A 19,151-nucleotide genomic window follows, 5' to 3' on the forward strand; every position below is an offset into this window, starting at 1 on the left:
ACCGAGATTTCGTCAGTCACCGCCGTCGCCCCCATCTCCGCCAAAGCCGCCCCCGCCCCCGCCGAAGTCGCCGCCGGCCCCGTCGTGGTGGCTGCTGGAACCGCTTGATGAGCTGGAACCGCCCAATGAATTCCATAGGAGCCGCAGAAACCAGAACGCCCCGGCTGCCAGCCATATCCACCCCAACGGGGTCGATATCACCATAGATACCGCTACATCTACGAGGAAGCGAAAAATATCAATGAGTTCGATGTCGTTCACAGCCCCACCTTCCTGAGCCAGAAGGCCCGGACTGGCATGCTGGCATAGTCGATGGCTAGGGCGGTTCCATTTGGGATCTGGCCCACATTTCGTGATGAATACTGCCCCGTAGCCTCGGCTGAGTCGGTGAGGATGCGTCGAGTGCGAAGATCGTTGCCTGGATGTCCTCCTCCCGCATTTGGCCGGAGTCGAGGTCGAACACGTCATGGAGGCCGGCTCCGTGGTGCGGATTGCGGCCAAGACCAGGGGCGGCCCGAGTCCGTGTAGCGCACGGGGCACGTTCTTGCGCAGGTCTTCGGGGGTGACCTCGGCCTTGCCCAGGCCCGGCGGATCGTGCATGGGGCTGTCGGCTTCCGGGGCCCGCCGTGGCGGGCAAGCCGACACCCGGGTACCGGGTCACCGTGTCCGGCCGAGGAGACCTCGCTTCACGTCGGCGCCGGTCACCGCGCTCCCACCTGGAAACCGTGATGCCGCCCACGAGTGACGAGAAGTAACCTCTTGCCCATGGACGCGGATTCTGATCTTGGTGTGGCGCTGGAGAACCTCTACGGGACCTTTTCTCGCTACCCGCTTCCGGAAGACAGCTCCATATGCGATCACTGTGTTTCCCCGGAAAGCATCCAGGCGGCACGCGTGGCGCCGCTTCGCGCGCTCTCCGCGTCGGCCCTGAAGCCCTATGCGGCGAACGCCTTGTCCACGTGGGGCGACATCAGGGATTTCAAGCATTACCTTCCCCGCCTGCTGGAGCTCCTGATCAGCGAGGAGCTCGACGGCTTCTACGGTGACATGTTCGCGCGCGTGCTCGGCGGTCGCTGGCGAAGCTGGCCGCAGGACGAGCAGGACGCCTTTGTGGCCGTCGTCGACGCCTGGTGGCGGTTCACCCTGCATCACTATCCGCGCGGCGTCGATGTTCTGGAGGTGCTCAAAATCATCGTGGGTGAGTTCGGCCTCGACCTCCGTACCTACCTGGCCGCGTGGGAGGGGAGCGCGGGCGACGAAGCCGCAGCACTGCATATGGCGTGGCTCGTCGGGTGGTTCCAATATGAGCTGGATCTCGACACGGACTGGCATCGTTCGCTGGAGAGCTGGATCACCAGTCCCGCTTCCGCCCGCATCATCGAGAGCGCGCTGGCCTCCGCCGACTCAACCGAGGTATTGGAGAAGCTGCGAGACGGCCTGAGGTGGTTACGACGGCTTGAAACGGGATCTGGCCACATTTCGTGATGGGCCTGGCCTCAGTGGGATCAATGGTCGGCGGCGGTGAGCAGGACCCGCTTTCGTAGTAGGGGCAGGCCGGCGCGGCCGAACATTTGGCGCTTGATCATTTTGATGTGATTCACGCGTCCTTCGACGGGGCCGGAGTTCCAGCGCATGGTCAGTCCGTTGATGACGGCGTCCAAGTCGCTTTCGAGCCCTCCTGCGAAGGATGTCAGGCCAGGCAGATCGTCAGCGCGGACAGCGGAGATCCAGGCCGGCAGGTCATGGCCGGACAACTCGGTGAGCATCTCACCGAAGACGCGAATGTGGCCGCTGGCGGCCCGGAGTTCGGGACAGTGATCCAGGATCGGCTTGAGCTGCAGCTTGTCGTCCTCGGTCAGGCTGTCGGGATGGCGGGTGAGCCAGCTGGTGACCTGCCGGACCGTCGGTGCGGGCGGGGCGATCGGCGCGAGGGCAAGACGTTCGTGATGGTCGTCGAGGTAGTCGCGAACCAGTGAGTAGCTGCCCTGAAACCCCAGGGCGGTGATCTCGCGGTGGAGCTGTCTGGCATTGGTACAGCCGGCCTCCCACCGCTGGCGCAGGTGGGACTTGAACGGGTCGAGCTTGCTGGGCCGGACGCCTTTCCAGCGGCCGTCGACCAGTTCCTCCCAGGTGGCGGCGCGGGCAAAACGCTGGACGGTGTGGCGGCCCCACCCGAGACGGCGGGCGATGCCGCGAATGCCGTGGCCTTGTTCGACCAGGTCGTGAACCAATGCGTGATGACGGCGAGCCCGCTCGGCGAATGCTCCGAGCGGCGCGGCCTGTCGCTCCGGCTTATGGGCGTTCACCGCCGATTCGGTGGTCTCGGTTTGCGAGGTGCGCAGGCAACCGCGGTGGCGGGCCACGCATTGCTCGACGGCCTTGCCGAGGTTCTGCCACAGATGGAAGCGGTCGGCGACCTGCGTGGCCTCAGGCGCTCCGATACGGGCTCCTTCGGCATAGGAGCCGGATCGATCCCGGCAGATCAGCTCGACTCCCGAGCGGCCGGTCAGCCATTCGGCGAGTGGTCGGCTGTCGCGGCCGGGCAGCAGGTCCAGGGGCGCCCCGGTCTCGCAGTCGATCAGCACGGTCCCATAGACATGACCGCGTCGCAGCGCGAAGTCGTCCACTCCCAGTACCCGCGGTGTGACCGCGGCAGGGTCGGGCAATGCCATCACCAGCCGCAACATCGTAGAGCGGCCAACGATCACCCGCAGCCCGCAGGCCAGCCGGGCACCAGCCCTCCCGGCCAGCGCGACCGCGATCTTCTCCAGCATCACGCGCAGCAGTGGTGTGCGCCTCCCGTAGCGGACCGTCAACCCCGCCACCTGCTCGGCGAACGTCCGCTTCGTGCAGCCGGTATCTCCGCAGACCAGACGCCGCACCGACAACATGATCTCCACTCGGCGGCCGCCCACCGCCACGTCCGCCAACCGGCGCCTATATCGGCTATGCAGCCTCTCCGACACCGAACCGCAGCCAGGACACGGACTCGGGCCGCCCCTGGTCTTGGCCGCAATCCGCACCACGGAGCCGGCCTCCATGACGTGTTCGACCTCGACTCCGGCCAAATGCGGGAGGAGGACATCCAGGCAACGATCTTCGCACTCGACGCATCCTCACCGACTCAGCCGAGGCTACGGGGCAGTATTCATCACGAAATGTGGGCCAGATCCTTGATTTGGCCCCACCCCGGTCGGCCGGAAGGGGGGCCCAGTAGTACTGGCGAAAAATACAACGGATATGCAGGTCAGAGCTTCCTAAAGAACCTTCGGGTACAACCTGGAAGGCCCTCCGCTCGGGTCGGTGTCATAGACCGCAAAGTAGGGGCGTATCCCCAGGTCAGGACAGCGCGCCGGTGCCTGTCGGAATCCACTCACCGACCCGTTCGCCGACGTTGATTCTCGGCACGAGTTCTTGATGCTCACTACCTGCGACCTCGTAGTTTGCCGGTGGAGTGTCGACAGAAGAGAGTCTGTCGACACTGACACGCGATTACACAGAGCTACTTTGCGTCCTATGACGCCGACCCGAGTGGAGGGCCCTGAAACCCCAGAGTTCCCGCGAACCCAAGGGTCGAGCCCAGGCTGTTGGGGTGGTCTGGGAGGTTGTGCACCCTTGGGTTCGCCGGAACCCAAGGCCGTCTACGGTCAGCCGTTCCCGGAGCGGCACCGGGCGGCGCCCAGGACCCGGCGACGCGAGGCCACCCCGGCCCAGCGAGCAGTTGAGGCTACGGAGCCAACCCCCGCGTGAGCAGGCGTCCTCTGCCAGGGCGGCGCCCAGCACCGGACCGAGCCATCCTCGACCGGGGCCGGCACACGACTCCTCGGCTTCACCACCACGACAAAAACCTCAACGAAGAGGAAGAAGCTTCACCGATCCCGAGATCCCTTCAACCGCCAGAGCGACGTGCTCTGTACGGAGAACGCCCAGGTCCTGGAGCTATGGCGACGATGGAGGGCTCAGGGAACTGTGGGGTTATTCCTTACTTCCACGGCAAGAAGGGCGAGCTCTACCAGCGCTACCACAAGGGCATGGAGGACCAGCTCGGCGCGCTCGGCTTGGTGCTCAACTGCGTCACGCTGTGGAACACCTTCTACATGGACCGGGCACTCGATCAGCTCAAGGCCGAGGGCTACCCTCTGGCCGGAGAAGACATCGCACGCCTGTCGCCCTTCGTCCGCCGGCACATCAACGTGAGTGGTGGCGACCTGGAGCGTGCCGAGGAAGCGGGCGGCGGCGCCAGCCACGGTGGAGCGGTCACCGGCGGGACTGATGCCCGCCTCGTGTCGGGCGGCCGTCATCCATCCCACCCATACCCGGCGGGCTTGTTCTTCGGTTTGCCGGGCGGTGTCACGCCGCCGTAAGCCAGCCGAGTCGAAGATGGCCGCGCGGAGGCGAGGGCCGGTGGACGTCGCTCCTACCGTCGGCCGCCGGTCCTGGAAATGTCAGCACTCGACGTCGAACTCGAGTTCGTCGTAGCGGTGCTCTGCGATCTGCTCCCGGGTCCCCGAGACGAGGGTGATGCAACCGTCCCCGAAGACCGCGCTCTCCGGGATGGAGAGGAACAGTGCCTTCCCGCGGTCTTCGACCGGGTTGTGAAAGGCGCGGGAGTAGCCGCCGAGCTGGAGGTCATATTTCCACCGGACGTCGGGAATCTCCCCTATCTCGTCGATCAACTTGGTCACGAGGCGGGCCCGCTCGGCGTCGCCCTCGGCGTAGTCGGCCGCTTCCGCAACCTGGGACCAGTGGAGAGGGTCGGGCTTGGTGGTGCCCGGGACCGCGTAGAGCGGGAACGGCTCATGAGACTTCGACTGCGATTGTCGTTCGACGGTCTCAGTGCCTGCCGGGAGGTGGATGATGACGCCATCCTCCGGGTCGTCCGTGATCTCGGCGAGGATGACCAGGTGGCCGTCGGCGGGAAAGTCGATGTCGAGGACATCGGCAGGTAGGGCGGCGCAGTCGATGGTCACCACGTGCGACCGGTACGAGGGCACTTCCACGTCCTCGGGCAGATGGGGAAACCCGAGGGCCCGAGCGGCCGGCCGGGCATCCTTCTTCAGCTCTTGCGGCAGTTCGTCGTAGGGGCAGAGGTAGATGCAGGGGCGCAGGAGGCGGATGAACGCCTCGGTCACCGGATCGGGTACGGCAAGGGCCCGTCCAGCGTCGAGGACGGCTTCACGCACGCTCAAATTCATGGACGTCACAGTGTCACGCGTCACTGACATCCCCCTACGCCCCGGCCGGCCCTGATCGATGCGGCTCCGCGAACGCACCCCGGCAGGGCTACGCCGGCCAAGGGCGTCTCCACCTGATCCGTCATGCGGCCTGGCCTCGGATGCCCTCGATCGCGATCTCCAGCAGCCGGTCCGCCTGTTCGTCGTCATCGTGCTGCTCGGCGGCCAGTGAGATGGCGTTGACGAGCGCGAGCAGGTCCTCGGCGCGGATCCCGGGGCGTACGGCGCCTGTCTGTTGTGCTCGCCGCAGGAGGTCGCGCGCCGCATCGGTGATCATCGCCTGGCAGCCTGCGTTCTGCTCCAACAGGTCGGCATCCCGGCTGTCTTGCAGCAGTGAGGCGGCCAGGCCGCGACTGGCGCACGCGTAGGTGTTGAGGTCGCCAAGCCAGGCCAGGAGCGCGGGGCCCGGCTCGTTCTCCTCGGCGCGTTGTGCCGCCATGGCGCAAAGGTCCTCGACGCGGTCGTGGAAGACGGCTTCGAGCAGGGTCCGGCGGGAGGGGAAGAGGCGGTGCAGCGTCGCCGATCCCGTCCCGGCTTGACGGGCGATCTCCTTCAGGGCGGCGCCGGCGCCGTCACGCGCGAAGACGTCCCGGGCCGCGCTGACGATGCGGTCGTAGTTGCGCTGGGCGTCCGCACGCAGGGGCCGTCGCCGGGCGGCGTGGGGCATGGCCTCCTCCAGGTTTTGACAAGTGGGCTGGCGCTCCGGTTAGAGTAGCCGAACCGTAAGTGGGCCGCGAGCCCACTTATGGTCCGACGATTGGGAGAGATCATGCGCGCCGTCCAATACACCCGATTCGGCCCTCCCGAGGTGCTGCGCATCAACGACGTGCCCACGCCTCAGCCTGGGCCGGGAGAGGTGCTCGTCGAGGTCCGCGCCGCGAGCGTGGATGCCGGAGAACTCGCCTTCCGCGCAGGCAGACTGCGCGGCATCGCCCGAGCCCGCTTCCCCCGCGGCCTGGGGGGCGACTTCACCGGCCGCATCGCGGCCCTGGGCTCCGGCGTACACGCCTGGAGCGAGGGAGAGGAGGTGTGGGGGTTGATGCCGCACTTCGCCTTCGGCGCCATCGCCGACTACGTCACCGTCCCCGAACAACGGCTCGCCCGGGCCCCCAAGAACCTGAGCCTGCTGGACGCCGCCGCCCTGCCCTCGTCGGGCACCACCGTCCTGACCGCCCTGACCGACAAGGCCGGCCTCACCAGCGGTGAACGGCTCCTGGTCCGCGGCGCCACAGGCGGCGTCGGCAGCATCGCCGTGCAACTGGGCAAGGCGCTCGGCGCCCACGTCACCGCGCTCGCCGGCGCACGCAATCTCGGCTGGGTCACCGAACTCGGCGCCGACGCGGCCCTGGACTACCGCACGACCCGGCCGCAGGACCTCGGTCATTACGATGTGATCCTCGACGTCGTGGGCACCGATCTCGGGGCCTACCAGGCCCGGCTCGATCGTCGTGGCCGCATGGTCGCGCTGGCCTTCGACCAGGACCGAATCCTGACCTCCATGGCCACCACGGGACTGCGAGCCGCCCTCTCGCCCCGGCGCATGAAACTCTTCAGCAACAACCCTTCCCCCGCGCGGATAGCCGAGCTCACCGCCTCCGCCGAGGCGGGCAGCGTCCGCCCTGTGATCGACGCCGTCTACCCGATCGGCGACGTCACAGAGGCTCACCGACGACTCGAAGCCGGCGGAGTCCGTGGGAAGCTCATCATCGACATGCAGCGCTGACCTGTGCGCGAAGCGGGCCGGCACTTCGGCGAATGAAGCCAAGGGTTGCTTCTGGCGGCCAAATACATCGCAAGCGTGGCAGAGAGGTGACCCAAGACCCGCCTGGCAGCCCGCCGCCGCAGGCCGATGACAACGTGACGGTCAGCCAGAGCGGCACCCGCGCCACCATGTCGACGGTCGTGATGCTGAAGGAACCGCCTGAGCTTCCCTGAAGGCCGACGAACCCGTCAGCAGCCGCCGGAAGGACCGCGATGACGTCGACGCTGGCCTGGACCAGCGTCGAGATGCTTGGTCCACCTCCGCTGCGGGTGCACGGTCCTGGGGCTGAACCTGGGCACCGTGCTCGGCTCCGCGGCTTCGTCAACGACCTCCTGGTCGGGGCTGTCCTGGTCGGGATCGCCGTCGCGGAAGACGGCGACGTCACCGCCGGTCGCTACGGCGTCTTCCGTTCCGGTGACCTTCAACCCCGGCCAACACGCCTTACGTGCCTGACAAGATCATCACGTCCTGACCTGCGTTGAAGGGCCAAGAACCCAAGATAACCCCGGAACTCGCGGCGCGGACGGGGGTGACCGCCGAGGAGGGCCGGCCGTACGCGGACACGCTCGTCGAGCGCGGCCTGATCCGCCGATCAGGGGACCGAAAGGTCCTGGAACTCACCCCCGAAGGCGAGCGGTTGGCGAGCCGCCTGGTGGAAGAGGCGCGCGGAGGGCTCGCACGGCTGATCGGCGACTGGGACCCGGCCGAGCATCCCGAACTCGGGGAACTGCTGGACAGGCTCCCCCGGGAATTGCTCGGCTCGACGGCCGACCGCCCGTCGGGCGACCGAACCTCTCGGCGGCCGGGAACCTAGGACGCCGCGGCAGCCGGGCTGCTCGCCACCTTCGCCGGCTTGGCGTCGGACTTCGAGTCCGACTTCGACTCCGACGAGGTCGAGGAGCTCGACGACTCGGACGACTTCGACGAGCCGGACGAGTCCGAGGAGCTCGACGAGCTCACCGTGCTGGACGAGGACGACCGGCTGTCGGTCCGGTAGAAGCCCGAACCCTTGAAGACGATGCCGACCGCGGAGAACACCTTGCGCAGGTCGCCCGCGCAGCTCGGGCACTCGGTGAGAGCGTCGTCGGAGAACTTCTGGACGATTTCGAACTGGTGGTTACAGGCACTGCAGGCGTACTGGTAGGTGGGCACGCGCTCCTCCTCGTGTGGTCCGCGCCGATTGGCACTCTAGTGGCGCGACTGCTAATGGTACGCAGCCGACAAGCTTAAACGCGAGTTGGAGTCTTCGCATTCCATAGGGAGATCTCGATCAGACGCCGCGCTCGCCGTACCAGCCCGCGAGTTTGCCCCTGCGGCTGATCGCCCGCATCCGGCGCTCGACGGTGTCCCGGCAGGCGGCGGTCGTCACGATCAGGAGCTGGTCCTCGACCTTGAGCCTGGTGGAGTCGGTGGGGACGAACGTCCGGCCCTCCCTGACGATCAGCGTCACCTGGGCGTCCCTGGGCAGCCGCAGCTCGAAGATCTCCACACCCTGCAGCTTGGACGTCGGCGGCACCCTGACCTGGAGCAGGTCGGCGTTGAGCTCCTCCAGCGGCGCCGACTCGACCTCCAGGTCGCGGGCCTCGTCGGGGGTGGACAGCCCGAGGAGTTTCGCCACGAACGGCAGGGTCGGCCCCTGTAGCAGCGTGTAGACGACGACGATCACGAAGACCTCGTTGAACACGAGCTTGGCCGTGCCGTTCTCGATGGAGGTGGCGGCCCAGGGGATGGTCGCGAGCACGATGGGCACCGCGCCGCGCAACCCGGCCCACGACAGGAACGCCTGTTCCCGCCAGCTGAGCCTGGCGATGCCCGTCAGACGGGTCACGAGGGCGGAAACCATGATCGACAGAGGGCGGGCGACCGCGACCAGGATCAGCCCGGCGACCAGGCCGGGCACGATCGCGGCCGGCATCTCCGAGGGGCTGACCAGTATCCCGAGCATGACGAACAGGCCGATCTGGGCCAGCCAGGCCACGCCCTCGGCGAACCCCCGCGAGGACGCGCGGTGCGGCATCCGGGAGTTGCCCATGACCAGCGTCGCGAGATAGATCGCCAGGAAGCCGCTGCCGTGCAGCAACACGGCTCCCGCGTAGGCGACGAACGCCAGGGCCAGCACCGCGATGGGATACAGGCCGGAGACGGGCAGCGCGATGCGGCGCAGCGCGTAGATGCCGAGCGGGGCGACCGCCAGGCCGACGGCCGCGCCCACCACCAGCTCGAAGAGCACGTCGAACAGCGCGGTCCCGAGGCTGGGCGAGGTGGCGGTGCTCAGCAGCATCACCGCGATCACCGTGGGCGCGTCGTTGAAACCCGACTCGGCCTCCAGGATGCCCGCGAGGCGCGGCGGCAGCGGCAGGCGGCGTAGCACGGAGAAGACGGCGGCGGCGTCGGTGGAGGCGAGGATCGCGCCGACCAGCAGCGCGGTCCGCCAGTCCAGGGCGAGGATCAGATGCACCGAGACCGCGACGGCCGCGATGCTCACCCCCACGCCGACGGTGGCGAGCACCAGGGCGGTGGGAATGGCTCCCCTGACGTGGCTCCAGGTGGTGGTCAGGCCACCCTCGGCCAGGATGATCGCCAGCGCGATCAGGCCTATCTGCTGCGCGAGCTCCGGGTTCTCGAACTGCAGCCCGAGCCCGGACTCACCGAGGATCACCCCGAAGCCCAGGAAGAGCAGGAGGCTGGGCAGTCCGCTCCAGTGAGCGACACGTACGGCGACGATGGCCGCGATGACGACTCCGGCGCCGAGAAGCAGCCAGACGTCGACCCCCATCTGGTCCCCTCTCTGTCTCCGGGGACCATTGTGTCGCATTCGGAAGGGGCGTCACACACGCCCCACGCGCACAACGGGTCACGGCTCGGACGCACACCGGCCCGGGGCGGGCGGTGATTTCGCCCGCCGGTCGCGTGTTCGGATGCGGATTCCGGTGACCCACCGTGGTCGGGCCCGTGTTCCCGGCGCCGGTGTCGGAGGTTTCCCGGGCGGTCGGGGCGCTCGTGTGCCGGCTCAGGTGCCCGTGGCGCCCGTCCTGAAGATCCCCTCGGGTGTCGCCGCGTAGCGGACCGCCACGTCGTGCGGCTCGGCGGGCACGTCGTCGAGCAACTCGCCCTCGTGCAGCAGGGCCACGGTCGGCACGTTCGGGCCGACCCTGGCCAGTGCCCGGTCGTAGGAGCCGCCGCCCCGCCCGAGCCGCACCCCGGTGGACAGGTCCACCGCCAGTGCGGGCACGATCACCAGTGCCGCGGTCCTGATCGCGTCGACACCGCGCCGGGTGTCGACCGGTTCCATGATCCCGAAGCGGCCGGGGGCCAGGGTGTCCGGGCCGTCGTACACGGCCCAGTCGAGATCGTTGTCGTCGCGCAGCACGGGCAGGATCACGGTCGCGCCGTGCTTCCACAAGGCGAAGACCAGCCCGTGGGTCGCGGGCTCCGTCCCGATCGACCAGTAGCACGCGACGAGCCCGGCCATCTGGACCCAGGGCCGGTCCAGCAGGGATTCCCTGATCTGGACGGAGGCCGCCTGGCGCCGCTCATCGGGGATCGCGGCCCGCGCCGCTTCGATAGTGGCACGCAGCCTCAGCTTGTCCACGGGTCCCTCCACTATGGTTTTGGTTATGGCCGACTTCGAAGCTGTGACGAAAGCCGTTGTCCCCGCGGCGGGTCTGGGCACCCGTTTTCTTCCGGCGACCAAGGCGACCCCCAAGGAGATGTTGCCGATCGTCGACAAGCCCGCGATCCAGTATGTCGTCGAGGAGGCGGTCTCCGCCGGACTGCTCGACGTCCTCATGGTCACCGGGAAGAACAAGCGTTCCATCGAGGACCACTTCGACCGGGCGGTCGAGCTTGAGGAGGCCCTGGAGGCCAAGGGCGACGACGAGCGCCTCTCCCAGGTACGCGAGCCCGCGGACCTGGCCACCATCCACTACGTACGGCAGGGTACGCCGCGCGGCCTCGGCCACGCCGTCCTCTGCGCCAAGCAGCACGTGGGCGACAACCCCTTCGCGTGCCTGCTCGGTGACGACCTCATCGACTATCGCGACGAGCTGCTCAAGCGCATGATCGAGGTGCGCGGCACGCACGGTGGCAGCGTCATCGCGCTGATGGAGGTCCCCAGGGAACAGGTCTCCCTGTACGGCTGCGCCGCCATCGTGCCCACCGACGAGGAGGACGTGGTCAGGGTGACCGACCTGGTGGAGAAGCCGCCCGCGGACGAGGCCCCGTCCAACTGGGCGATCATCGGCCGGTACGTGATCGACCCGGCCGTCTTCGAGGTCCTGGAGAACACCCCGCCGGGACGCGGCAACGAGATCCAGCTCACCGACGCCCTGCGTACCCTAGCCGGGCGTGGCAACGACCAGGGTGGCCCGGTGCACGGGGTGCTGTTCCGGGGCCGCCGCTACGACACCGGCAACAAGCTCGATTACCTGCGGACGGTGGTGCAGTTCGCCGCCGACCGCCCCGACCTGGCGCCGGAGTTCCTGCCCTGGCTCAAGGAGTTCCTGGCCGCGCGATGAGCTTCATGAGATCGGTAGACGACCACCTTTCCGACATCCTGCGCACGGTCCGGGTCCTCGCCCCGCTGGAGGTGGAGCTGGAGCAGGCGCTGGGCACCACGCTGGCCGAGGAGGTCACGGCCCCGGTTCCGCTGCCGCCCTTCGACAACTCCGCGATGGACGGCTACGCCGTGCGGGCCGAGGACGTCGCCGACGCCCCGGTGACGCTCCCGGTGATCGACGACATCGCGGCGGGTGACGGCCGGGTGCAGGCCATCGGCCCCGGCATGGTCATGCGGATCATGACGGGGGCCCCGCTGCCCGCCGGGGCCGACGCGGTGATCCCGGTCGAGTGGACCGACGGCGGCACGGCACAGGTGCTGATCAACCGTCCCGCGCCGCCGGGGAACGCCATCCGCAGGTCGGGGGAGGACGTGCGCGCCGGCGACGTCGTGCTGCCCGCGGGCACCCCGATCGGGCCCGCGCAGCTCGGGGTGCTGGCCGGGGTGGGCCGCCGCCGGGTGCTGGTGCGGCCCCGTCCGAGGGTGGTGGTGATATCCACCGGGGCCGAGCTGGTCGAGCCCGGCCTGCCCCTGGGCGACGGTCAGATCTGGGAGTCCAACAGCTTCGCCCTGATCGCCGCGGTCCGTGAGGCGGGTGGCGAGGGTTACCGGGCCGGGATCGTCGCCGACGACGCCGCGCGCTTCCTCGACCAGCTCGACGCGCAGCTGCTGCGGGCCGATCTGGTGATCACCAGCGGCGGTGTCTCGATGGGGGCGTACGAGCCGGTCAAGGAGGCCCTCGGGCCGCTCGGCACGGTCCGCTTCGATCGGGTCGCCATGCAGCCGGGCATGCCCCAGGGCTTCGGCGTGGTCGGCGAGGACCACATCCCGATCTTCACGCTGCCGGGCAACCCGGTGTCGTCGTTCGTGTCGTTCATGGTGTTCGTCCGGCCCGCGCTACGGAAGATGGGCGGGCTGGCCGCCGAGCCCACGCCGACCGTGCGGGCGATCACCACCGGGCCGCTCCGCTCGCCCGAGGGGAAGCGCTCCTACCTGCGCGGCGTGCTCGGTCCCGGCGGCACCGTCGACCCGGTGCGCAGGCAGGGGTCCCACCAGCTCGCCGCGCTGGCCGCGGCCAACGCGCTGATCGTGGTCCCCGAGGACGTCGTCGAGCTTCCCGAGGGAGCGAAGGTGGAGGTCATCCCGCTGTGACTGGATTCACACACATCGACGAGACCGGCGCGGCGCGCATGGTGGACGTCTCGGCCAAGGACGTCTCCGTCCGTACCGCGACCGCCACCGGCAGGGTGTTGCTCTCGGCCGAGGCCGTGGCGCTGCTGCGGTCGGGGGAGGTCCCCAAGGGCGACGCGATCGGCACCGCGCGGATCGCCGGGATCATGGGTGCCAAGCGGACCCCCGACCTGATCCCGCTCTGCCACCCCATCGCGCTGCACGGGGTCAAGGTCGAGCTGGCCGTGGTCGACGACGGCGTGGAGATCACGGTACGGGTCAGGACCGCCGACCGTACCGGGGTCGAGATGGAGGCGCTGACCGCGGTCTCGGTCGCCGCGCTCGCCCTGATCGACATGGTCAAGGCGGTCGACCCGGCCGCCGTGATCACCGATGTCCGGGTCGAGGAGAAGACCGGCGGCAAGACGGGCGTCTGGACCAGGGGAACCTCGTGAGAGCTCTGGTGGTCACCGCGTCCAACCGGGCCGCCGCCGGGACGTACCAGGACACGTCCGGGAAGCTGCTGGCCGGGCTGCTCGCCGAGGCCGGGTGCGAGGTGGAGGGGCCGAGGGTGGTTCCCGACGGCGAGCCGGTCGAGGCGGCGCTCCGCTCCGGGGTGGCCGAGGGGTACGACGTGATCGTCACCACCGGCGGCACCGGGCTGACCCCGGCCGACCTCACCCCGGAGATGACCCGGCGGGTGATCGACAGGGAGGTCCCCGGCATCGCCGAGGCCATCCGTCAGGTCAACCGGGAGAAGGTGCCCACCTCGATCCTGTCGCGCGGGCTCGCCGGGCAGGCGGGCGGCACGCTGATCGTCAACCTGCCGGGTTCCTCCGGAGGGGTGCGCGACGGCATGGCCGTGCTGGCGCCCGTGCTCCGGCACGCCGTGGACCAGATTCGCGGGGGAGACCACCCTCGCTGACCCGTACCCTCGCGCGGGCCCCTCGCGGCCGCTGCCCCGGCTCCCATGGCACGGTGGGCGGTGTTGGGGGGATGATGGAGGGCGTGGATCGACTTCGTGGCTGGCCGGTGACCCTGACGGAAGGTCCGGTAGGACTTCGACCGCTGCGGCTGCGGGACGTACGCGTCTGGCGGGAGTCGCGGCTGCGCAACGCGAACTGGCTCCGTCCCTGGGAGCCGAGCAATCCCGAGACCCCCCTCTTCAAGACCGGCCTCGGTCCCTACATCTCGATGGCCGGAACCCTGCGCAGGGAGGCCCGGCAGGGCCTCGCGCTACCGTGGGTGATCACCTACGAGGGTGCCTTCGCCGGGCAGCTCACCGTGGGCGCCATCGTCTGGGGCTCCGCCAGGTCGGCACAGATCGGCTACTGGGTGGACGGCGCGCTGGCCGGTCGCGGGATCGCCCCCACCGCGGTCGCGATGGCGGTCGACCACTGCTTCTTCACCACCGGACTGCATCGCGTCGAGGCCAACATTCGCCCGGAAAATCACGCAAGCCGCAGAGTGGTTGAAAAGCTTGGTTTCAGGGAAGAGGGCATCAGACGTAGGCATCTACACATCGATGGTGCCTGGCGCGACCATATCTGTTACGCGCTCACGGTCGAAGACGCACCGAGAGGGTTGCTGGTGCGGTGGCGGCGGGCCCGTGAGGCGGCCGCCCATGGCGGCACTCCGCACGAAGAGGTTTGAAGATCTCGCGACACACCGCATCGAATGCTCGTCAAATAGTGACACGCGGTCTTACGGTGCGTGACATGAGCACATCGAAGGCGCCGGGGGACCACCCGTGTCTTCGTGCTGCCCGGAGGTGGCCGTGAGCAGCGTCGTCCTGTATCTGGCCATTGTCATCATGTGGCTGTGCGTGCTCGTGCCCATGTGGCTGCGCCGCGACCGCAACACCCTCGTCGAGACGGCCAAGGACCCCGAGTCGTACGCCTACGACGAGGACTCCACCGAGACCCTGGTCGAGCCGCCGCACGCCTCCTCTCCGGAGTCCTCCTCGGGAGCCCTTTCCGCCGCCGAGAGCACGTCGGAGTTCCCGGCGGACGACGACGTGCCCTCGCCCGCCGCCGGGAAGACCCCGGCGGACGCGCGGACCTCGCCCCCGGCCGGCCGGCCCAACCCGCGTAGGGCCGCGGCCGAGCGCCGTCGCGCCGAGCTCCGGCGCAGGGGGAGGCAGGTGGCCAAGCGCAGGCGGCTGACCTTCTGGTGCGTGCTGCTCCTGCTCGCCTCCGTGGTGACGGCCGCCGTCCGGATCATCCCCTGGTGGGGTGTGGCGCCCTCAGTGGTGCTGCTGGGGACCTATCTGGCCATCCTCCGGGTCACCGTGCAGATCGACGCCGAGCAGCGGAGAGCGGCCGCCAAGGCCCGCGCGGAACGTGCCAGACGCGCCCGCCGCCGCGCCGCCCTGCTGGAGGCCCAGCGCCCGGTGGCCGAGGTCATCGACCTGACCGCGCTCCGCGACGAACTCTTCGACCAGTACGCCGAGAGCCCCCGCCGCGCGGTCGGCGACTGACGGTGGCACCGACGGTGGCTCTGGATGGCGCGAGTGCCCCTGGAAGTTTGCTAATCTAGTCCACGTCTTGGGGATGTAGCGCAGTCCGGTAGCGCACTTCGTTCGCATCGAAGGGGTCAGGGGTTCGAATCCCCTCATCTCCACAAGATTGAGAAGGCCCGGTTCCAGATCATGGAGCCGGGCCTTCTTGTTGCTCGGGATCTATGTGGCAGTTCGACAAGCCATCGATCATGCATGTGGCAGCGGGTTATGCGGTGTGTTGGTCGCCGGTGGACACACAGATTTTGATCTGGGGGCGGTCAAAGGTGTCGCAGGTCATATGCGACGCGTTCGACGACGTTGCTTAGCACGCGCAGGCGCATGTGGTCTGTTCCGGTCGTGCAGAAATTCCCCGCCCGCTCGGCAGCGGAACGGGCCGCGTCGACGGGAGAAGGGCCCAGAGCCTGCTCCAGAAGGACAAGCGCGGCGCTCTTCCGCCACAGTGGCATCACCTCGTCGGTCGCGCCCGGCGTGGAGCGCGCCAGGATCTGCTTGGCCTGCCCATCGGTCTCGGTACACAGCCGGGCCAGCCGCGACCGCAGTGCCTCACGTTCGCCAGGCGAGCGCTCGCCGTGCTCCAGCACCCGCAGTGTCTCCTCGCCGAGTGAATCTTCCAAATCGATCGCGGCGACGGCGAAGGAGACGGCCAGCTTGGTGATGTCGAGCAGTACGGCCGGCGAGGGGTCGGCGAGAATCCGCGCCATCTCCGGCTCGTCCAGGAAGGGCGCGCGCGGATTCCGAAGGGTGGCGGGCACGAGGGGGTTGGGCAGTGGGTCGGTGACAAGGATCGTGAACTGATCGGAGCGCAGCCACCGCGGGGTGAGGCGCTGCCCGCTGATCACTTCGCCCAGGGCCAGAACCCGTGCCTTGCGCGCCTGCGCTGGCAGGCCGTCGTGCAGGCCGACCTGATGCAGAAGCTCGTCCAAGGCGGTCGGATCACTGCCTGAGCGCTGCCCGATGTCCAGCAAGTCAAAGGACGTGACGACCCGGCCGTCGACGGCGTAAGCCACCTTGCTGTCCCACTCGACGTTCCAGAACACACTTAAGGCACATCCGCCAGCCGACAAAGGCTCCAGAACCGCGGAGCGCACTCCCTGGAATCCGCTGGGTTCCAGGGCGATCGTCCATTCGCCCGTCGTGGTGAGCTCGACCAGTTCCTCTCCGTGCTCCTCCTCCAGATCCTCGAGCTCGTCGAGCGTGGCCCACGACCCTGTTCCGGGAGCCGCGCCGAAGTAGTGGGCGACCTCTTCCAAGTCGTTGTTCTTACACCAGGTCACGCACACTTGGCCGTCAGGGAAACCGGCTTCGAGAAGTTCGGCGTATCGCGCATGGATCGGATCCATGGGGCGCTCCTTTGCGTGTGGCATGGCAGGGGGGCAACGATCCGGGAGCTGTCGGAGGCGCATCCGTCGTATTCGTCAACGGTGAGGGAAGACGACGGACGGCGACTGACCCATACTGCGATCAAGCCCGAGACGGTCAGAAGTTAAGGCATCGCTCGTGGCGTCGCTCGCCAGGCGGTGGCCATGCTACGCGAGGAGGGGCAGATGATCACCTTGTCGCAGCGTGGAGACTTCGCGACCGGCGAGGAGAACTGGCCCGCGGAGGGCTGATCAGAGTCAGCGAAAAGTCAGCGAACCCGCTGACACGGGGGCGTGGCCGAGATCATCAGACGGCATCAGCACGGTACCTGACGACACCAGACGGCATCCGGCGAGCAGGTCCGGCACGTCCTACCAGGGTTCGCATCGAAGGGGTCAGGGGTTCGAATCCCCCCATCTCCACCAGAGGCCGTTCTTGAGGCGGCTGGACTGAGGTTGACGGGATCCCGTCTGATCATCGCGATCGGGCGGGATCTTGTCGTTTCTGGGTTTCCGAATCGGGTTCGTCCTGGTTTTGAGGGCTGCGGAGTCAGTGTCGGGGAAGGCCCGGGTGGTGTCAGGCCGCTGATGGGGGAGCAAGATCCGGCCGTTGGGCATGGCGAAGCCGACGGTGGGCGGGGCGCTACCGGGGGAGGCTCACCCTCAAGAGCCGGAGCGGGCAGGTGGCGGTCCACGTTCCCTTGCGCTTCCGGGCACGATCTTCCGTTTTGGGGGTCACGTCGGTTTTGCGTTCGAGCGCGCTCGAAGGCATAGCGTCCCCGCCATGACGACACAGACCTGGATCATCACTGGCGCGTCCCGCGGGTTCGGACGCGCACTGGCGGAGTCGGCGCTCGCGGCGGGTGACCACGTGGTGGCGGCGGTGCGCCGGCCCGAGAGTGTGGCCGATCTGGAGGCCGAGTACCCGGACGACTGCCTGATCGCGAAGTTCGACGCCCGGGACGTCGCGGCGGCCGCGGGCCTCGTGCGCGACACCCTCGACCGCTTCGGTCAGCTCGACGTGCTGGTCAACAACGCGGGACGGGCCGTGGTCGGAGCGGTTGAGGAGGTCAGTGACGCGCAGTTGCGCGAGTTGATGGATCTGCACCTGTTCGGCCCCGCCGCGCTCGTCCGGGCGGCGCTGCCCACGATGCGTGAGCGGGGCACCGGGACGATCGTGCAGATGAGCAGCCAGGGTGGGCGGACGTCGTTCCCCGGCGTGTCGGCGTACTCCGCGTCGAAGTTCGCCCTCGAAGGCTGGTCCGAGGCCCTGGCCGGGGAGGTCGCGCCGTTCGGGATCCGGGTGATGCTCGTCGAGCCCAGCCGGTTCAGGACCGGCTTCAATGGGGGCGACGTGCTCGAGTTCGTCGAGCCGTCCGCGACCTATCGTGACTTGCTCGCCGACGTCCGTGCGGACATGGCCGGGACCGACGGCCGCCAGGAAGGTGACCCGGCGCGGGCGGCCGAGATCATCGTGTCCCTCGCGCACGGCGACGAGGTGCCGCTGCGGCTGCCGCTCGGGCGCGAGGCGGTCGAGCGTATCTCGCGTGCCTACCGGCGCGGCCTGGACGAGGTCGAGCAGTGGGCCGAGACCGCCCGCAGCGCCGACTTCGAGGGTGTCTCCGCATCGGTACGGCCCATCTAGGCTCGTGGTCATGGCCACCGACGATCTGATGACCAGAGCGCTCGAAGCGCTCGGGGACGACGGTCCGCTGTCGGTCGAGGCGATCCACCGCCTCGCCGACCTGGTCGATCTGCCCGAGACGATGACGATCGCCGAGGTTGCCGGCCTCCTCGACATCTCACCTCACACGCTGCGCTATTACGAGCGGGCCGGGCTGGTCGAGGTGGCCCGCGACGGTAATGGTCATCGCGTCTACGACGCCGAAGCGGTTCGGCGCCTGGTGTTCCTCACCCGGATGCGGCTGTCCGGTATGCCGATGCGTGACCTGCAGCACTACATCTCGCTCGTCGATGCCGGAGGGCACACGGTGCCGGAGCGGCTCGATGTGCTGGTCGAACATCGCGACACCATCCGCCGCCGGATCCGTGAGCTGACCCTTTCCCTCACGGCGGTCGAATATAAGATCGCCACGTACGGGGGCTCGACCGGGCCGGACGTTCAGGACCTCGGCACCACCACCGGTACCGACCGCACGGCGCTGCCGGACGAGCCGCTGCGACGGGCACTCCCGGCAGAGTGAGGGACGCCGACGCTCGCCGGGCTGCTGGCGGTAGTCCGGCCTCCCTCCAATCTCCGGCCACAGCCCCTGCGGGAAACGATCACTTCCCCGCTGGGAAACGATCTTCAATGCCTCGCATTCTCCAAGCTCAACTGCACTCGTGAACTCCCCACCCAGGGCCGTTCTTGAGTTCGCTCAGGAACGGTTGACGAGATCCCGTCCGATCGCTTGATCGGGCGGGATTTCATCGTTTCCGAGGTTCTGTGGCCGCTGGACGGGCTGATTTTGGCTCGTGCGGTGGTCCTGGCGGAGGGCGCTGGTGGTGGTGGACCGCTGTGAGCGCGTGTGGGGCCGGCCGGTGGGCG

General features: G+C 68.5%; 20 protein-coding genes, 1 tRNA gene and 2 pseudogenes. 15 read left to right on the forward strand and 8 right to left on the reverse strand.

Going from position 1 to position 19,151, the window contains the following annotated elements:
- Positions 1-12: 12 nt before the first annotated feature.
- On the reverse strand, positions 13-261 hold the full coding sequence (locus AB0K21_RS35510) for a hypothetical protein (protein WP_156056290.1): 249 nt from the start codon (positions 259-261) through the stop codon (positions 13-15).
- Positions 262-765: 504 nt separating this feature from the next.
- Between AB0K21_RS35510 and AB0K21_RS35515 the strand changes: the two genes are divergently transcribed.
- Positions 766-1,485, forward strand: a complete 720-nt coding sequence (locus AB0K21_RS35515) for a hypothetical protein (protein ID WP_051753743.1) — start codon at positions 766-768, stop codon at positions 1,483-1,485.
- Positions 1,486-1,505: 20 nt separating this feature from the next.
- On the opposite strand, the gene AB0K21_RS35520 is transcribed toward AB0K21_RS35515, so the two are convergent.
- Positions 1,506-3,041 carry an ISL3 family transposase gene (locus tag AB0K21_RS35520; RefSeq protein WP_157594899.1) on the reverse strand — a complete coding sequence of 512 codons (1,536 nt, stop codon included), beginning with the start codon at positions 3,039-3,041 and terminating at the stop codon, positions 1,506-1,508.
- A 945-nt stretch (positions 3,042-3,986) separates the two neighbouring features.
- Here AB0K21_RS35520 and AB0K21_RS35525 point away from each other — a divergent pair.
- Positions 3,987-4,202 (forward strand): annotated as a pseudogene (locus AB0K21_RS35525) (Tn3 family transposase); the annotation flags it as partial.
- 243 nt (positions 4,203-4,445) lie between these two features.
- On the opposite strand, the gene AB0K21_RS35530 reads toward AB0K21_RS35525, so the two are convergent.
- Both AB0K21_RS35530 and AB0K21_RS35535 read right to left on the reverse strand, forming a co-directional pair.
- The gene (locus AB0K21_RS35530) at positions 4,446-5,132 is read right to left on the reverse strand and encodes a hypothetical protein (RefSeq protein WP_364156152.1); all 687 of its coding nucleotides are present in this window, start codon (positions 5,130-5,132) and stop codon (positions 4,446-4,448) included.
- Positions 5,133-5,316: 184 nt separating this feature from the next.
- The gene (locus AB0K21_RS35535) at positions 5,317-5,901 is read right to left on the reverse strand and encodes a helix-turn-helix domain-containing protein (RefSeq protein ID WP_343964699.1); all 585 of its coding nucleotides are present in this window, start codon (positions 5,899-5,901) and stop codon (positions 5,317-5,319) included.
- Positions 5,902-6,003: 102 nt separating this feature from the next.
- Here AB0K21_RS35535 and AB0K21_RS35540 point away from each other — a divergent pair, with 102 nt between their 5' ends.
- The 4 genes from AB0K21_RS35540 to AB0K21_RS35555 all read left to right on the forward strand — a co-directional run bounded on the left by AB0K21_RS35540 (position 6,004) and on the right by AB0K21_RS35555 (position 7,993).
- Positions 6,004-6,957, forward strand: a complete 954-nt coding sequence (locus AB0K21_RS35540; protein ID WP_343964697.1) for an NAD(P)-dependent alcohol dehydrogenase — start codon at positions 6,004-6,006, stop codon at positions 6,955-6,957.
- A gap of 86 nt (positions 6,958-7,043) precedes the next feature.
- Positions 7,044-7,169, forward strand: a complete 126-nt coding sequence (locus AB0K21_RS35545) for a hypothetical protein (protein WP_343964695.1) — start codon at positions 7,044-7,046, stop codon at positions 7,167-7,169.
- 305 nt (positions 7,170-7,474) lie between these two features.
- On the forward strand, positions 7,475-7,810 hold the full coding sequence (locus AB0K21_RS35550; protein ID WP_364156156.1) for a hypothetical protein: 336 nt from the start codon (positions 7,475-7,477) through the stop codon (positions 7,808-7,810).
- Between the two features lie 39 nt (positions 7,811-7,849).
- Complete coding sequence (locus AB0K21_RS35555; protein ID WP_364156210.1) at positions 7,850-7,993, forward strand: hypothetical protein; 144 nt, start codon at positions 7,850-7,852, stop codon at positions 7,991-7,993.
- A 14-nt stretch (positions 7,994-8,007) separates the two neighbouring features.
- Here AB0K21_RS35555 and AB0K21_RS35560 read toward each other — a convergent pair.
- The 3 genes and pseudogenes from AB0K21_RS35560 to AB0K21_RS35570 form a co-directional block, all read right to left on the reverse strand.
- A pseudogene (locus AB0K21_RS35560) lies at positions 8,008-8,148 on the reverse strand (FmdB family zinc ribbon protein); the annotation flags it as partial.
- 118 nt (positions 8,149-8,266) lie between these two features.
- On the reverse strand, positions 8,267-9,772 hold the full coding sequence (locus tag AB0K21_RS35565) for a potassium/proton antiporter (RefSeq protein WP_364156159.1): 1,506 nt from the start codon (positions 9,770-9,772) through the stop codon (positions 8,267-8,269).
- Positions 9,773-10,006: 234 nt separating this feature from the next.
- Entirely contained in the window at positions 10,007-10,588 is a 582-nt protein-coding gene (locus AB0K21_RS35570) for a 5-formyltetrahydrofolate cyclo-ligase (protein ID WP_364156162.1), read from the reverse strand.
- 25 nt (positions 10,589-10,613) lie between these two features.
- Here AB0K21_RS35570 and galU point away from each other — a divergent pair, with 25 nt between their 5' ends.
- From galU to AB0K21_RS35605, 7 genes are all read left to right on the forward strand, one after another.
- On the forward strand, positions 10,614-11,513 hold the full coding sequence (gene galU, locus AB0K21_RS35575; protein WP_343964689.1) for a UTP--glucose-1-phosphate uridylyltransferase GalU: 900 nt from the start codon (positions 10,614-10,616) through the stop codon (positions 11,511-11,513).
- 5 nt (positions 11,514-11,518) lie between these two features.
- On the forward strand, positions 11,519-12,706 hold the full coding sequence (glp, locus tag AB0K21_RS35580) for a gephyrin-like molybdotransferase Glp (RefSeq protein WP_343964687.1): 1,188 nt from the start codon (positions 11,519-11,521) through the stop codon (positions 12,704-12,706).
- The gene (gene moaC, locus AB0K21_RS35585; RefSeq protein ID WP_343964685.1) at positions 12,703-13,179 is read left to right on the forward strand and encodes a cyclic pyranopterin monophosphate synthase MoaC; all 477 of its coding nucleotides are present in this window, start codon (positions 12,703-12,705) and stop codon (positions 13,177-13,179) included. Before glp ends, moaC begins: the two co-directional genes overlap by 4 nt.
- Positions 13,176-13,649 carry a MogA/MoaB family molybdenum cofactor biosynthesis protein gene (locus AB0K21_RS35590; protein WP_343964683.1) on the forward strand — a complete coding sequence of 158 codons (474 nt, stop codon included), beginning with the start codon at positions 13,176-13,178 and terminating at the stop codon, positions 13,647-13,649. The genes moaC and AB0K21_RS35590 overlap by 4 nt, the downstream gene beginning before the upstream one ends.
- A gap of 74 nt (positions 13,650-13,723) precedes the next feature.
- Positions 13,724-14,377 carry a GNAT family protein gene (locus tag AB0K21_RS35595; RefSeq protein ID WP_343964765.1) on the forward strand — a complete coding sequence of 218 codons (654 nt, stop codon included), beginning with the start codon at positions 13,724-13,726 and terminating at the stop codon, positions 14,375-14,377.
- A gap of 124 nt (positions 14,378-14,501) precedes the next feature.
- The gene (locus AB0K21_RS35600) at positions 14,502-15,203 is read left to right on the forward strand and encodes a hypothetical protein (RefSeq protein ID WP_364156168.1); all 702 of its coding nucleotides are present in this window, start codon (positions 14,502-14,504) and stop codon (positions 15,201-15,203) included.
- A 69-nt stretch (positions 15,204-15,272) separates the two neighbouring features.
- A tRNA-Ala gene (locus tag AB0K21_RS35605) sits at positions 15,273-15,346 on the forward strand.
- Positions 15,347-15,502: 156 nt separating this feature from the next.
- Here AB0K21_RS35605 and AB0K21_RS35610 read toward each other — a convergent pair.
- Positions 15,503-16,585, reverse strand: coding sequence for a DUF6461 domain-containing protein (locus tag AB0K21_RS35610; RefSeq protein WP_364156171.1), 1,083 nt, complete (start codon positions 16,583-16,585; stop codon positions 15,503-15,505).
- An 802-nt stretch (positions 16,586-17,387) separates the two neighbouring features.
- Here AB0K21_RS35610 and AB0K21_RS35615 point away from each other — a divergent pair.
- Positions 17,388-18,248 (forward strand): SDR family NAD(P)-dependent oxidoreductase, encoded by an 861-nt coding sequence (locus tag AB0K21_RS35615; protein WP_343976761.1) that lies wholly within the window; start codon positions 17,388-17,390, stop codon positions 18,246-18,248.
- 10 nt (positions 18,249-18,258) lie between these two features.
- A complete protein-coding gene (locus AB0K21_RS35620; RefSeq protein ID WP_343976758.1) occupies positions 18,259-18,807 on the forward strand; it encodes a MerR family transcriptional regulator in 549 nt (182 codons plus the stop codon).
- Positions 18,808-19,151 lie beyond the last annotated feature (344 nt).

Origin of the sequence: Streptosporangium sp. NPDC049248 (assembly GCF_040678965.1) — a bacterium.
In the GTDB taxonomy this organism is placed as follows: domain Bacteria; phylum Actinomycetota; class Actinomycetes; order Streptosporangiales; family Streptosporangiaceae; genus Streptosporangium; species Streptosporangium fukuiense.